We start from the raw sequence: 14,512 nt of genomic DNA, 5'->3' as shown, positions 1-14,512 counted from the left end.
AAGAAAATGCGCATTGTCTGTCCCTTCTGCGGTGAACGCGAACTCGGTGAGTTCACCTATCTCGGCGACGCCAAGCCGATGCGGCCGGTTGCCGGCGCCTCGGAAGACGAGGTCTTCGACTATGTCTATCTGCGCGATAACGTTGCCGGTGAGACCAGCGAATACTGGTACCATGGCGGCGGTTGCCGGGCCTGGCTGAAGGTCACCCGCAACACGCTGACGCACGAGATTTCTTCGGTTGAGGCGGCGGCGGGCGCCGGCGCTGCGAAGGTTGGTGCGTGATGGCCAGCGCGCAGACAAACCGGCTCGACGATGGCGGTCTCATCGACCGCTCGGCGCCGCTGAACTTCCGTTTCGACGGCAAGGCTTTCTCCGGCTTCCAGGGCGACACGCTCGCCTCGGCGCTGATCGCCAATGGCGTCAAGCTGGTCGGCCGTTCGTTCAAATACCATCGCCCGCGCGGCATCCTGACATCAGGCTCGGAAGAGCCCAACGCGCTGGTCGAATTGCGCACGGGCGCACGGCGCGAGCCGAACACCAAGGCGACGACGGCCGAACTCTATGAAGGGCTTGAAGCCGCCAGCCAGAACCGCTGGCCATCGCTGCGCCACGACGTGATGTCGGTCAACCAGTTGTTCGCGCCGATCTTCGTCGCCGGCTTCTACTACAAGACCTTCATGTGGCCGGCGAAATTCTGGGAAGCGATCTACGAGCCGGCGATCCGCCGTGCCGCCGGCCTTGGCCGCGCCGCAGGCGTCGCCGATCCCGACCACTACGACAAGGCATGGGCGCATTGCGATGTGCTGATCGCCGGCTCCGGCCCGGCCGGTCTGGCCGCAGCCTTGGCAGCCGGCCGCTCTGGTGCCCGCGTCATCCTGTGCGAAGAGGATTTTGTCCCCGGCGGCCGCCTGCTGTCGGATGGCGGCACGATCGATGGTGTTCCGGCAGCCGAGTGGCTGTCGCGGACGCTGGCTGAACTGGCTGACATGCCCGACGTCGGCATCATGACCCGCACGACATTGTTTGGCGTCTACGATGGCGGCACCTATGGCGCCATCGAGCGGGTCAACGACCACCTGCCCTCGCCGCCCGAGCACCAGGTGCGCCAGCGGCTGTGGCGGATCGTGGCGAAGCGCTGCGTCGTCGCGGCCGGCGCCATAGAACGGCCTATCGTCTTTGCCGGCAACGACACGCCCGGCGTGATGATGGCTTCGGCGGTGCGGACCTATGTCGCGCGCTACGCCGCAGCGCCGGCCAAACGTATCGCGCTTTTCACCAACAATGAGGATGGCTGGCGCACGGTCGAGACCGCACTCAGCGCCGGATTGCAGATCGCAGCGGTCGTCGACGCGCGACCTGACGTGTCTCCGGCGCATCGTTCGCTGGCCTCCAAGGGCGGCTTCCCGGTGCTGCACGGCTCCGTCAGCGGCGTCGACGGAGGCAAGGATGGTGTCAGGAAAATCGCGGTGTCGCTCACCGGTGGTGCGCGCGCCGAAGTCGAAGCCGACGGGCTTGCCGTTTCCGGTGGCTGGAATCCGGCAGTCGGATTGACCTCCTTCCATCGCGGCCGACCGACATGGAATGACGACATCTCCGCCTTCGTGCCCGATGGCGCGCCTCCCGGAATGACTGCCGCCGGTGCCGCCAACGGCGACTTCGGCCTCGGCGCCTGCCTGAGCCAGGGGTTTGCAGCCGGCGCGACAGCGGCGCGTGACGCAGGGCACAACGGCAAGGCGGGCATCGCACCTGTCGCCGATGACGAAGCCTTTTCGCTGACGCCGCTCTGGCACGTCGCCGGCAAGGGCAAGGCCTTTGTCGACTACCAGCACGATGTCACCGCTTCCGACATCGAACTGGCGCAGCGTGAAGGTTTTGAATCGGTCGAACACCTGAAACGCTACACAACGCTCGGCATGGCGACCGACCAGGGCAAGACCTCGAATGTCGCTGGCCTCGCCATCATGGCGGCGGTGAGCGGCCGGTCGATCCCCGAGACCGGCACGACGATCTACCGGCCTCCTTACGTGCCCGTCGCCATCGGCGCTTTCGCCGGCCATCACCGCGACGAGACTTTCCATGCGACGCGGCTGACGCCGTCGCACCACTGGGCTGTGGAACAAGGTGCTGTCTTCGTCGACACCGGTCTGTGGAAGCGGGCGCAATGGTATCCGCGCGCCGGCGAGAAGGACTGGCTGGAATCGGTGACCCGCGAGGTCAAGGCGGTGCGTAGCGGCGTCGGCTTCTGCGATGTCTCGACGCTGGGCAAGATCGACGTGCACGGGCCGGATGCCGGCGCCTTCCTCGACCGCGTCTACATCAACACCTTTTCCAATCTTGCCGTGGGAAAGGCCCGCTACGGGCTGATGCTGCGCGAGGACGGCATCGTCTACGACGATGGCACGACGTCGCGGCTGGCCGAGGATCATTATTTCCTGACCACCACCACGGCCAAGGCCGGCCTGGTGATGCAGCATCTCGAATTCTGCCGTCAGGTGCTGTTCCCGGAGCTCGACGTGCAGTTGACCTCCGTCTCCGACCAGTGGGCGCAATTCTCGATTGCCGGCCCGAAAACGCGAGACCTGTTGAAAGAAATCGTCGATCCGGCCGAGGACCTTTCCAACGAAGGCTTTCCGTTCATGGGCGCACGCGAAGTGACGTTGCGCGGCGGCCTCGAGGCGCGGCTGTTCCGCATCTCGTTCTCCGGCGAGATGGCCTTCGAGATTTCGGTGCCGGCGCGCTTCGGCGATGCCATGGCGCGCAATCTGATGCTGGCCGGCGCGCCCTTCGGCGTGACGCCATACGGCACCGAGGCGCTCGGCGTCATGCGCGTCGAAAAGGGGCACATCGCCGGACCGGAACTGAGCGGCACGACGACGGCAGCCGATCTTGGTCTGGGCAAGATGATGTCGACCAAGAAGGATTATATCGGCCGCGTCCTGGCCGGGCGCGAGGCGCTGACCGCGCCGGACCGGCAGGTCGTCGTCGGCATCAAGCCGACGGACAAGGCGCGCCGGCTGCGCTCCGGCGCGCATATCATCCCCAAGGGGCAGACGCCCGGACCGGGTAACGACCAGGGCTATGTCACCTCGGTCTGCTTCTCGCCGACGTTGGATCAGTGGATCGGGTTGGCCCTAGTCGAACGCGGCCGCGAGCGCATCGGCGAGATCGTGCACGCGCATGACCCGCTGCGCGGCGAGGACTATGACGTCGAACTCTGCAATCCCGTCTTCTACGATCCGGATGGAGGGCGCCAGCGTGGCTGAGTTTTCCTGGGCTCCTCGTAGCTCGCTTGAAAAGGCACTTGTTGCCGGTGCGCATGGCGCGCGCGGAATCGAAGCCGGCGTCTCGCTGACCGAGATCCGCAACTTCGACCTGATCCAGGTGATGGCGCGGCGCGGCAAAGGAGCAGAACTGGCAAAGGCGACCAAGGCCCGTTTCGGCGTGGTGCCACCGGATGCGCCGAAGGCGGTACAGACTCCGGATGCCACGCTGATCTGGTCGGGACCGGATCAGTTCTTCGTCTTGTCGAAAGGCGGCAAGCACACAATGCTAACGCTGGCGCCGGCATTGTCCGGGCCTGCCTCGCTGTCCGATCAATCGCATGCGCGCGTGCTGATCAGTATCTCCGGCGCCAAGGCACGGACAACGCTCGCCAAGCTGTCGTCGATCGATCTGTATGCGGGAGCGTTCCCGATCGGCGCTGCTGCAGCGACGTCGATGGATCACACCAGCGTCACGCTCTGGCGCGGCGGCGATCGGCCAGATGAGCTGGCTGTGTTCAACCTGCTGGTGTTTGCAACCTTCGCCGAAAGCCTTTGGCACACGATGCTTGATGCCGCTGCTGAATTCAGCGTCGACATCAGCCATTCCGAGGAACTGGCGTAGAGCCAACGCGCCCCGCCGCGCCACCTTCGCCTTGCCAAACTGGCAAGCACTGCTATTCTTGCTGCTAAAATAATTTCACGTACAGGCAAACTTGTTTCTCTAACCGCAAGGCCGAGATGAGCCAGTCGCCCTACCCTGCAATTGCAGCCGGACCGCCCAAGCCCAGCCCCATCCTGAGGCCCGGCCAGATCGCGCTGCCGCCCGGCATGGAGCGTTATACGATCCAGGGCAACGGCGCGGTTCTCATCGAGATCGAAGCCGGCGACACGATCACCGTGCGCAATGTCGAGGGTGGCCAGGCCTGCGAACTTCTGGCCTGGCACAAGAGCGGCGCGACCGATCCAGGCATTTTTGGGGAAACATCGAATAGCAATGCAGCCGGCATCAAGGCCTTGCTGGCGGAAGGCGACGACAGCCTCGCTTCCCTGCGGGGCGGGCTCGCGCACCGTCAGGTGCAACTCGATCAGGCCAAGGCGGTGCGCGTCTTCGGCGGTGCCACACCGGCCGGCACCGAACAGGCCTTCACGATTGCGCGCGACGGCGCGATGGTCATCGCCGCCCCCGGCGGGCCGATGCTGGTCGATGGCCACGACACGGCGACGCCCCTCACCGTCATCGTTCGCCGCGCCACGATCCGTCCGGCGGCGAAATCGCAGCTGGCCGATCCGCTTGCCGATCCGGTGCTCGACCTGCGCGTCCATTCGGCGACGGCGCAATCCTATTTCGTCAAGGCCGGCGACTATCTGCAGATCATCGATGTCGACGGCCGCCAGTGCACCGATTTCCAGTGCTTTTCGGCGCGCAAGCTGGACAGGGGCCTTGACCATCCGCTCGACGTGACGACGACGCGCACGCTGATGGGTGCGAGCTACCCGATGCCAGGCCTGCATTCGAAATATTACGACCAGGACATGGAGCCGCTGGTCGAGGTGGTGCAGGACACATGCGGACGGCACGACGCATTCGCGCTCGCTTGCGCCGCAAAATATTACGACGACATCGGCTATCCCGGCCACACCAACTGCTCGGAAAATTTCAACCGTGCGCTGGCCGACAAGGGCGTCACGCCCCGCGCAGGCTGGATGGCGATCAACTTCTTCTTCAACACGGCGATCGATGCGCACGGCGTCATGGTGTCCGACGAGCCGTGGTCGCGGCCGGGCGACTATGTGCTGCTGCGCGCGCTCACCGACATCGTCTGCGTGTCCTCCGCTTGCCCCGACGACACGACGCCGGCCAATGGCTGGAACCCGACCGACATCCATGTGCGAACCTATTCCGGCCAGCACAAATTCTCGCGAGCGATCGCCAGACGCATGACGCCTGATTCGGAACCGAAAATGACCCGCGAGACTTCATTTCATTCGAGCTTTGCCAAGCACACCCGCAACTTCGCCGAGTACAGGGGTTATTGGCTGGCCAATGCCTTCGCCAAGGACGGACCGATCACCGAGTACTGGGCCTGCCGGCAGGACGCGGTGATCATGGACCTGTCACCGTTGCGCAAATTCGAGGTCACCGGCCCGGATTCCGAGGCGCTGCTGCAGTACACGCTGACCCGCGACGTCAAGAAGCTTGGCATCGGCCAGGTGGTCTATTCGGCCATGTGCTACGAGCACGGCGGCATGATCGACGACGGCACGCTACTGCGGCTCGGCAAGGATAATTTCCGCTGGGTCGGCGGTGACGACCTGTCCGGCGAATGGCTGCGCGAGACGGCGGCGAAGCTTGGCCTCAACGTTCTGGTGCGATCGTCCACAGACCAGATGCACAATGTCGCCGTGCAGGGCCCGAAGAGCCGCGACATCCTCAGGGAAGTGATCTGGACCTCGCCGCTACAGCCGTCGATCGATGAACTCGAATGGTTCCGTTTCGCCGTCGCTCGCATCGGTGGCGGCAACGGCATTCCGGTGGTCGTCTCGCGCACCGGCTACACCGGCGAACTCGGCTACGAGATCTGGTGCCATCCGCGCGACGCCGAAAAGGTGTTCGACGCCATCTGGGAGGCCGGCCAGCCGCATGGGCTGAAGCCGATGGGGCTGCAGGCGCTCGACATGGTCCGCATCGAGGCCGGGCTGATCTTCGCCGGCTACGAATTTTCCGACCAGACCGATCCGTTCGAGGCGGGTATCGGCTTCACCGTGCCGCTGAAGAGCAAGACCGACGATTTCATCGGCCGCGAAGCGCTGATCCGCCGCAAGGAGCACCCGCAGACGAAGCTGGTCGGCCTCGACATCGATGCCAATGTCGCCGTCGGCCATGGCGACTGCGTGCATGTCGGCCGCGCCCAGATCGGCGTGGTCACGTCAGGCATGCGCTCGCCGGTGCTCAACAAGAACATCGCGCTGGCGAGGCTCGACGTCACCCATTCGGCCATTGGCACCGAGGTCGAGATCGGCAAGCTCGACGGCCATGCCAAGCGGCTGCCGGCGCGCGTCGTTGCGTTTGCGCATTATGATCCGCAGAAGACCAAACCGCGCTCCTGAAAGCCGCTTTCGCAGCTGACAAGCCGACCGGCTGGCGATGTCACCGGGCGTTTGAGTCTGTGCGCTCACAAGCGTGATGTGCATGGCGCCACAAAACGCTTGACCTGAAAGCGCGCCGGATCAATCTTCACTGTTAAGAAAAAAATACGACTGAGTGGAAACACGGGCAGTGGCCCAAAGCATGCGTCGATGATGAAGCCACGCGAAGTCGCGGCCGTCACGAACGGGGAACATCAAAATGGGGAACAAAGACACATGAGCACAATAGCGACTGCACTGGAGCAGCCTGCCGAAAGCAAGCTGCACCGGAATATCGACTGGCGCGGCGCCTTCTGGGTGGCGAGCGGCGTTCCGGCCCTCGTCCTGTTTTCGATCGGCGGCATTGCCGGCACGACCGGCACGCTGGCCTTCGCGATCTGGATCTTCTCCATGATCATGGGCTTCCTGCAATCCTTCACCTATGCCGAGATCGCCGGCCTGTTCCCGAACAAGTCGGGCGGCGCCTCGATCTACGGCGCCACCGCCTGGCTGCGCTATTCCAAGTTCATCGCGCCGCTGTCGGTCTGGTGCAACTGGTTTGCCTGGTCGCCGGTGCTGTCGCTCGGCTGCTCGATTGCAGCCGCCTACATCCTCAACGCGCTAGCGCCGGTGCCGCTGTTCACCGATGCCTCGCCGGATGTCGTCGCCTATATCGCCGCGCATGCCGGAACGAGCGCCGCCGACGCCGTCACGGCGGTGACTGCAGCCGCAACGCCAGGGATTCGCAACTGGACGCTTTACAGCCACACGCTGGGACCGGTCTCGTTCACGTTCAACGCGACCTTCTTCATCGGCGCGGTGCTGATGCTGATCATCTTCGCCATCCAGCATCGCGGCATCCTCGGCACCGCCAATGTGCAGAAATATATCGGCCTGCTGGTCATCATCCCGATGCTGATCGTCGGCGTCGTGCCGATCATCACCGGCCAGATCAACTGGGCGAATTTCTCGCCACTGGTGCCGCTGGCGGCCGCCTATGCGCCTGAACCCGGCGCCTGGAACATCGCCGGCTGGACACTGGTGCTTGGCGGCATGTTCATCGCCGCCTGGTCGACCTACGGCTTCGAGACCGCCGTCTGCTACACGTCCGAGTTCAAGAACCCCGGCACCGACACGTTCAAGGCCATCTTCTATTCGGGCCTTCTGTGCATGCTGCTGTTTATCCTGGTGCCCTTCACCTTCCAGGGCGTGCTTGGCCTGAACGGCATGCTGGCGACGCCGATCGTCGACGGCTCCGGCGTCGCCGATGCCTTGGCCGGCATGGTCGGCGGCGGCGCACTGATCCACAGCCTGCTGGTGATGCTGATGATCCTGGCCTTGGTGCTGTGCATCATGACCGCCATGGCGGGCTCCTCGCGCACGCTCTACCAGGGCTCGGTCGATGGCTGGCTGCCGCGCTATCTCAGCCATGTCAACGAACACGGCGCACCGACGCGAGCGATGTGGACCGATCTGGTCTTCAACCTGATCGTGCTGGCCATCGCCTCGGCCGACGCGACGAGCTTCTTCTTCATCCTCGCCGTGTCGAACTGCGGCTACATCATCTTCAACTTCCTCAACCTCAACGCCGGCTGGATCCACCGCATGGACAACGGCCATATCGCCCGGCCATGGAAGGCGCCGAGCTGGCTGCTCGGCGTCGGTGCCATCTTCGCCTATGTCAACGCCATCTTCATGGGCGCCGGCGCCAAGGTCTGGAACCCGATGGCGCTGTGGGCCGGCCTGATCACGGCCGCGCTGATCATCCCGGTGTTCTGCTTCCGCCACTACATCCAGGACAAGGGCAAGTTCCCCGACCATATGCTGGCCGACCTCGGCATGAGTTCGTCCGATCTGGCAGTCAAGAAGGCGGGCATGCTGCCCTATCTGACGCTGGTCGCCGGCGTGGTGGTAATGCTGCTCGCCAACTGGTTCTTCGTCATCTGACGGCAAACTGAAGGGGTCGAGCACGTATCGCGCTCGACCCGAGCCTCCCGGCTGAAGCCCACTCCGATACTATCGAGGTGGGCTTTTTCGTTGCGGCCGGTGACAGGTCCATTGCGTTCCGTCAGTCGTGCGAATATGCTTGTTGTACGATCGTTCAACAAGCATATTCGCGAAGCTCTGATGACCTGCAATCCTCGCTACGAAATCCTGTTCGAGCCGATGCGGATCGGGCCTGTCACCGCGCCGAACCGCTTCTATCAAGTGCCGCACGCCAGCGGCATGACCAACGCCTTGCCACGGGTGCGCGCCGCCTTTCGCGAAGCCAAGGCCGAGGGCGGATGGGGCGTGATCTGCACCGGCGCCTGTTCGATCGACCCCAGTTCGGACGACGCGCCGCTGCCCTTCGCCACGATGTGGGACGACAACGACATCCGCGCCCATGCGCTGATGACGGAGGCCGTGCACCGCCATGGCGCGCTGGCCGGCGTGGAACTGTGGCACGGCGGCGCCTCGGTGATGAACAGGACGAGCCGCCTGCCGCCGCTGTCGCCGTCGGGAATTCCGTGGATGGCCACCCATGTCGGCTTCATGGGCAATTTGCGGCCGAAGACCATGGACAAGGCCGATATACGCGAGGTCTTGAGGTGTCAGGCCGAGGCGGCGCGCAAGGCGCGCACTGCCGGCTTCGACGTGGTCTACGTCTATGCCGGCATGGGCTATCTCGGCTACGAATTCCTGCTGCCGGAATACAATCATCGCGTCGACGAGTACGGCGGATCGATCGAGAACCGGGTGCGCTTCGTGCGCGAGATGATCGAGGTCACCAAGGATGCCGTCGGCAAGGATTGCGGCGTCGCCTTGCGCGTCAGCCTCGAGGAACTGCGCGGCAGGCCCGGCCGCAACCAGCCTTCGGAAGCGCACGAGCTGATCGAACTGCTGGCCGAGCTGCCGGATCTGTTCGACGTCAAGATGGATTCCAGTCCGACCGATTGTTCGGCGTCGCGCTTCACCGGCGAAGGCAGCCATGAGCCGGTGATCGACTTCGTCAAATCGCTGACCACGAAGCCGGTGGTCGGCGTCGGGCGCTTCACCTCGCCCGACACCATGGTCTCGCAGATTAGGCGTGGCGTGCTGGACTTCATCGGCGGCGCGCGGCCTTCGATCGCCGACCCCTTCCTGCCCAACAAGATCCGCGAGGGCCGCGAGACCGAGATCCGCGAATGCATCGGCTGCAACATCTGCATTTCGAGCTGGCATGACGGCGTGCCTGTGCGTTGCACCCAGAACCCGACCGCCGGCGAAGAGTGGCGGCGCGGCTGGCACTCCGAACGCGTCGAGCGCACTGATGCGCCTGAGCGAATCCTGATTGTCGGCGGCGGACCCGCTGGACTCGAATGCGCGCTGACGCTCGGTCGTCGCGGCCATGAGGTGATGCTCGCCGACAGCAGCCGCACCTTCGGCGGGCGGCTGACCTTCGAAAAGACGCTGCCCGGCCTCTCGGCCTGGAACCGCGTCGTCGACTATCGGCTCGGGCGCCTCAGCGAGATGAGCAACGTCTCGCTCTATCCCGAGAGTGTTTTGGGCGCGGACGAGATCGTCGATCTGGCGCCGGACCGCGTGGTGCTGGCGACCGGCGCGCGCTGGAGCAACATGCTCTACTCCTCGCTGGAGATTCCGGTCGGCAGGCTCGATCATCCTGATGTGCTCACCCCGGATGATATCGCCGCCGGCCGGCTTCCGCAGGGACCGACGCTCGTCTTCGATTTCGACAACTACTATATGGGCGGCGTGCTGACCGAACATCTGGCGGCACAAGGCATCCCGGTCAGCTACGTGACCCCCGCAGGTCAGGCGTCCGCCTGGACGATCATGACCAACGAGCTGCCGTTGGTGCATCGCGCGCTGGCGCGGCGCAAGGTGTCGGTGACGACACTGCATCTCCTGAAATCCTTCGACGGCGAGACGGCGACGCTAGCGCATCTGTTCACCGGCGAGGAAAGCCGAATGGCCTGCCGCTCGGTGCTGATCGTCGGGCTGAGGCTGCCGCGCGGCGAGCTGTTCGAGTCTCTGACGCAACGAGCGGAGGCGCTTGCCGCTGCCGGCATCCGCAGTGTCGATCGTATCGGCGACACGCTGGCGCCGGGCGCCATCGCGCACGCGGTGCACAGCGGCCATAAGCTCGCTCAGGAGATCGGTGCAAAAATCCGCTGGCAACCCTACCGCCGCGACACGCCGATCGTCGATGCGGTGGCGGATTTCGACATGCGCACAGCTGCAGAATAGAGCAATTCCAGGAGAAGTGTGAAGCGGTTTTCCGTCCGGAATTGCGACAAACAGGGAGTTCAAGAAAACCATGGAGCGCATCACGGCACGTCGCAGGCCCGGCCGCCCGCAGCGCGAGATCGGCGGCATCGAGCAGCGGCCGTGGAAGCAGCTGACGCGGCCCTATGCACCGATCGAGATCCTGTCGGCCGATCAGGTGCAGACGATCCACGAAATGGGCCTCACCATCCTCGAAGAGATCGGCATGCGGGTGCTGCAGCCGCAGGCGCGGCAATTCTACCGCTCGGCCGGCTGCGATGTCGACGACGGCGAGATGCGGGTGCGTTTCGACCGCGCCATGGTCATGGAGCGCGTCGCCATGGCGCCATCGTCGTTCGAGTTGCGTGCCCGCAATCCGGCGAAGAACGTCAAGGTCGGCGGGAAACACTGCATCCTGTCGTCGGTCGGTGGACCCGCCTATGTCATGGACAATGATCGCGGCCGCCGTCCCGGCACCTATGCCGAGATGTGCGATTATCTCAAGCTGATCCAGTCGTTCAACGTGCTGCACCAGGAAGGCGGCGGGCCGTTCGAGCCGCTCGACCTGCACCAGAACACGCGCCATCTCGACCTCTACTATGCCGAGATCACGCTGCTCGACAAGAACTGGCAACCGCAGGCGCTCGGCCGCGGGCGCGCCATCGACGCGCTGGAGATGGTGGCGATTTCACTGGGCACGACGCGCGAGAATCTTGCGCAGGAGATGCCTGTCTTTACCGGCATCATCAACACCAACTCGCCGCTGCAGCTCGACGAGCCGATGGCGGAAGGCCTGATCGCGCTGGCCGAACATGGCCAGGTCAATGTCATCACGCCGTTCACACTGGCCGGTGCGATGAGCCCGGTGACGCTCGCCGGAGCGCTGTCGCAGCAGCATGCCGAGGCGCTGGCCGGCATCGTGCTGACGCAGATCGTGCGCCCCGGCGTACCGGTGATGTATGGCGGCTTCACCTCCAATGTCGACATGAAGACCGGTGCGCCGGCCTTCGGTACGCCGGAATACACGCAGGCCGCGCAGATCACCGGCCAGCTCTGCCGGCTGATCGGCGTACCGTTCCGCTCCAGCAATGTCACCGCCGCCAATTCGGTCGATGCGCAGGCGGCCTATGAAAGCGCCATGTCGCTGTGGGGCTGCCTGATGGGCGGTGCCAATCTGGTGCTGCACGCCGCCGGCTGGCTCGGCGGCGGGCTGACGGCATCGTTCGAGAAACTGATCATCGACGCCGAGATGCTGCAGATGATGTGCGCCTATTTCGACCCGCCGGTGGTCGATATCGACACGCTGGCGCTGGAAGCCGTGCGCGAGGTCGGGCCGGCCGGGCACTTCTTCGGCGCCGCGCACACGATGCAGCGCTACGAACGCGCGTTTTATTCGCCGCTGGTCTCCAACTGGGACAACTACGACACCTGGATGGAGCGCGGCCAGATCACCGCGCGCGAACGGGCCAATGTGGTCTGGAAGCGGATGGTCGCCGAATATGAGCAGCCGCCGATCGATCCCGGCATCGATGAGGCGCTGCGCGACTATATGGAGCGCCGCAAGCGCGAGGGCGGTTCGCCGCTGAACTAGGCATCCCGCAAAGGCCCGACCTGAGCTTCCAGCATCTCGAAGCCGGCGGCTTCGGCGGCCTGCGGCGTCACCACGCTTTCGTCGAGGCACCATTCGAGCCAGAGCCCGTCGACCAGGGCGATGAAATTGCGCGCCAGCGTCGGAGCGTCGACATCCCTGCCGCGCGGCACGGCGACCGCGGCTATGTCCTCGGCGAGTTCCGCCCGGTAAGCGTCATAGAGTTCGCGATGCGCCGCCTTGAGGCGTAGGTTGACGGCGATCTCGCCCCACAGCGATAGCCAGATCAAGAGATTGTCACGGCTGAAATAATCGGGCGAAAAATTCGAATGCACCAGGGCGGCAAGTGCGGCCTGCGGCGACCAATCTGATGTCTCGGCGCGGCGGCGCTTGGCTTCGGCGATCTGGTTGTTGACGCTGGCATAAAGCGAGGATTTGTAGACCTCGACCAGCAAGCCATCGAGGCTTTCGAAGTGATGGTTGATGAGGCCGCGCGAAACGCCGGCCTCCTTGCAGATGCGATCGATGGTGAAGGCGCCGATGCCGCCGACCGACAGGCATCGCGTCGCCGCCTCGACCAGCATGGAACGGCGGACATCCGCCTGCTCGCGGCTGAAGCGCGGTGGCGATTTCTTGGCGCCGCGCTTGCGTCTTTCGGGTGCTGGTCCTGCTTCCGTCATGCCCCCAGCTAAACGATCACATCTTTGCTGTCCACGGAAGCGATCATGCCTTCTTCTTGAACAGCACCGGATTGGGGTGGCCGTCCGGATAAATAACCGGCTCGAAACTGGTCTTGTGGATAACGACCAGCGGCTGGTGGCAGATGAAGATGAAACCGCCAGACTGCTCCATCAGGTCCTCCATGCGGTTGGACAATGCGATGCGCTTGGGCTCATCGCTTTCCGCCACCAACTGCTGATAGCTGGTTTCGAACTCCGCGCTGTCGAAGCCCGACCAATTGTAGGCGCCGATCTGGTCCGGGCGGAACCAGACCAGGTTTTCGGAAGGATCGACGCCGCCAGCAAAATCCATCAGCGCCAGATCGATGTTCTTGTAGCCCTCACCTTGCGTCTTGTCGCCGACGCCCCAGAAGGCCGCCTCGTCATAGGGCTGGATCTCGACCTTGATGCCGGCCTGTTCGAGACTGGCCTGGATGATCTGTGCGGTCGCGGTGCGGATGGAATCGTTCATCACCGTCAAGGTCAGCGACAGGTCGCTGACGCCGGCTTCAGTCAGAAGTGCTGCGGACTTCTCGTAGTCGGGTGCGGCGATCAGATTGCTGGCGCGCGCGAACTTGGTGCCGGGCTGGACGACACCGGTGGAACGCTTGGTGAGATCGTCATAGACGCCGGTGAGTATCTGCCCGACATCGACGCCATTCTGCACGGCCTGGCGGACTTTCAGATCCTTGAGGCGCGGGCTCAGCATGTTGATGGTCAGCCAGACATAACGGGTCGACTGCGCCTCGATCAGGTTCGTGTCGGCGGGTGGGCTGGCCTTGACCGTCTTGGTCGCTGAAATGGCGATCTTGGTGTAGTCGAAGGCGTCGGCCTCATAGGCCAGCTGGGCTGCCTGATCGTCGGCGACGACATAGATCTCGACCTTGCCGAAATCCGGCTTCGGCCCCGGCCAGTCAGGGTTGGCGGTCAGTGTCACCTTCTGCTTCTGCTGCCAGTCGGAGAAGAGGTAGGGACCGCATGTCGCCGGCGGCTCGGTGGTGAACTTGCCACCCGCCTTCTCGGTGCCGGCGCGGCTGATGATGTGTCCGCCATAGTAAGGCAGGCTGGTGACGAAGATCGGCTGGTAGGGCTCTTTCAGGTGGATGATGCCGTTGCGTGCATCGACGACCTCGACGCGGTCGAGTTTTTCGAACTGATAGGCCCAGGGCGACGACAGGGCCTTGTCGGCGATGCGCTCGAACGAGAACTTCACGTCATCGGCGGTGACCGCGCCAAATCCACCAGACCATTTCAGCCCGTCGATCAAGGTGAAGGCGATGGTCCTCGGATCTTTCTGTTCGAGCTTTTCGGCGCCCCACAACGACCAGGGCGAGCCTTTCCTGATATCGTCGAAACGGTTCAGCGAGACATAGATACCTCGCATCATGACATCCTCGATGCCGCCATTCATGAAGGCAGGATCGAGGCATTGCAGATCGCCCTCCATGCGGATGCGCAAAGTGTCGCCGGCGGCCGACCAGGCGAAGCCCGGCTTCATCGTCAGGCCGACACCCAGCGCGCCCGCCGCTTTCAGGAATGCACGTCTGTCCATGTTCCATTGTGTCATG

At 64.1% G+C, this 14,512-nt stretch carries 9 protein-coding genes; 7 read left to right on the top strand and 2 right to left on the bottom strand.

All coding sequences use genetic code 11. The features are described from left to right. Nucleotides 1-6: 6 nt before the first annotated feature. The 7 genes from C8D77_RS10170 to C8D77_RS10140 all read left to right on the top strand — a co-directional run bounded on the left by C8D77_RS10170 (nucleotide 7) and on the right by C8D77_RS10140 (nucleotide 12,228). Nucleotides 7-282, top strand: a complete 276-nt coding sequence (locus tag C8D77_RS10170; RefSeq protein WP_109661970.1) for a sarcosine oxidase subunit delta — start codon at nucleotides 7-9, stop codon at nucleotides 280-282. Continuing rightward, a complete protein-coding gene (locus tag C8D77_RS10165) occupies nucleotides 282-3,263 on the top strand; it encodes a sarcosine oxidase subunit alpha (protein ID WP_109661968.1) in 2,982 nt (993 codons plus the stop codon). The genes C8D77_RS10170 and C8D77_RS10165 overlap by 1 nt, the downstream gene beginning before the upstream one ends. Next, nucleotides 3,256-3,885 carry a sarcosine oxidase subunit gamma gene (locus C8D77_RS10160; RefSeq protein ID WP_109663274.1) on the top strand — a complete coding sequence of 210 codons (630 nt, stop codon included), beginning with the start codon at nucleotides 3,256-3,258 and terminating at the stop codon, nucleotides 3,883-3,885. Before C8D77_RS10165 ends, C8D77_RS10160 begins: the two co-directional genes overlap by 8 nt. Nucleotides 3,886-4,001: 116 nt before the next feature. Further along, nucleotides 4,002-6,371 carry a trimethylamine N-oxide demethylase gene (locus C8D77_RS10155; protein ID WP_109661966.1) on the top strand — a complete coding sequence of 790 codons (2,370 nt, stop codon included), beginning with the start codon at nucleotides 4,002-4,004 and terminating at the stop codon, nucleotides 6,369-6,371. A 255-nt stretch (nucleotides 6,372-6,626) separates the two neighbouring features. Continuing rightward, nucleotides 6,627-8,336 carry a trimethylamine N-oxide permease gene (locus C8D77_RS10150; protein WP_109661964.1) on the top strand — a complete coding sequence of 570 codons (1,710 nt, stop codon included), beginning with the start codon at nucleotides 6,627-6,629 and terminating at the stop codon, nucleotides 8,334-8,336. A 180-nt stretch (nucleotides 8,337-8,516) separates the two neighbouring features. Continuing rightward, a complete protein-coding gene (locus C8D77_RS10145) occupies nucleotides 8,517-10,619 on the top strand; it encodes an oxidoreductase (RefSeq protein WP_109663271.1) in 2,103 nt (700 codons plus the stop codon). A 70-nt stretch (nucleotides 10,620-10,689) separates the two neighbouring features. Continuing rightward, nucleotides 10,690-12,228, top strand: a complete 1,539-nt coding sequence (locus C8D77_RS10140) for a trimethylamine methyltransferase family protein (protein WP_109661961.1) — start codon at nucleotides 10,690-10,692, stop codon at nucleotides 12,226-12,228. On the opposite strand, the gene C8D77_RS10135 is transcribed toward C8D77_RS10140, so the two are convergent. Together C8D77_RS10135 and C8D77_RS10130 are read right to left on the bottom strand one after the other, a co-directional pair. Next, on the bottom strand, nucleotides 12,225-12,905 hold the full coding sequence (locus C8D77_RS10135; protein ID WP_109661959.1) for a TetR/AcrR family transcriptional regulator: 681 nt from the start codon (nucleotides 12,903-12,905) through the stop codon (nucleotides 12,225-12,227). The genes C8D77_RS10140 and C8D77_RS10135 overlap by 4 nt on opposite strands. 43 nt (nucleotides 12,906-12,948) lie before the next feature. Further along, the gene (locus C8D77_RS10130; RefSeq protein WP_109661957.1) at nucleotides 12,949-14,511 is read right to left on the bottom strand and encodes an ABC transporter substrate-binding protein; all 1,563 of its coding nucleotides are present in this window, start codon (nucleotides 14,509-14,511) and stop codon (nucleotides 12,949-12,951) included. Nucleotide 14,512 lies beyond the last annotated feature (1 nt).

The organism is Mesorhizobium loti (assembly GCF_003148495.1).
Classification (GTDB): Bacteria; Pseudomonadota; Alphaproteobacteria; order Rhizobiales; family Rhizobiaceae; genus Mesorhizobium; species Mesorhizobium loti.
The sequence above is the reverse complement of the archived record's forward strand: the minus strand, read 5'-3'. Positions and strand labels throughout refer to the sequence as shown.

Excerpts from the sequence above, each read along its gene's own strand:
- C8D77_RS10170 (WP_109661970.1), top strand. The coding sequence starts at position 7 with ATGCGCATTGTCTGTCCCTTCTGCGGTGAACGCGAACTCGGTGAGTTC.
- C8D77_RS10165 (WP_109661968.1), top strand. The coding sequence starts at position 282 with ATGGCCAGCGCGCAGACAAACCGGCTCGACGATGGCGGTCTCATCGAC.
- C8D77_RS10155 (WP_109661966.1), top strand. The coding sequence starts at position 4,002 with ATGAGCCAGTCGCCCTACCCTGCAATTGCAGCCGGACCGCCCAAGCCC.
- C8D77_RS10150 (WP_109661964.1), top strand. The coding sequence starts at position 6,627 with ATGAGCACAATAGCGACTGCACTGGAGCAGCCTGCCGAAAGCAAGCTG.
- C8D77_RS10145 (WP_109663271.1), top strand. The coding sequence starts at position 8,517 with ATGACCTGCAATCCTCGCTACGAAATCCTGTTCGAGCCGATGCGGATC.
- C8D77_RS10140 (WP_109661961.1), top strand. The coding sequence starts at position 10,690 with ATGGAGCGCATCACGGCACGTCGCAGGCCCGGCCGCCCGCAGCGCGAG.
- C8D77_RS10135 (WP_109661959.1), bottom strand. The coding sequence starts at position 12,905 with ATGACGGAAGCAGGACCAGCACCCGAAAGACGCAAGCGCGGCGCCAAG.
- C8D77_RS10130 (WP_109661957.1), bottom strand. The coding sequence starts at position 14,511 with ATGACACAATGGAACATGGACAGACGTGCATTCCTGAAAGCGGCGGGC.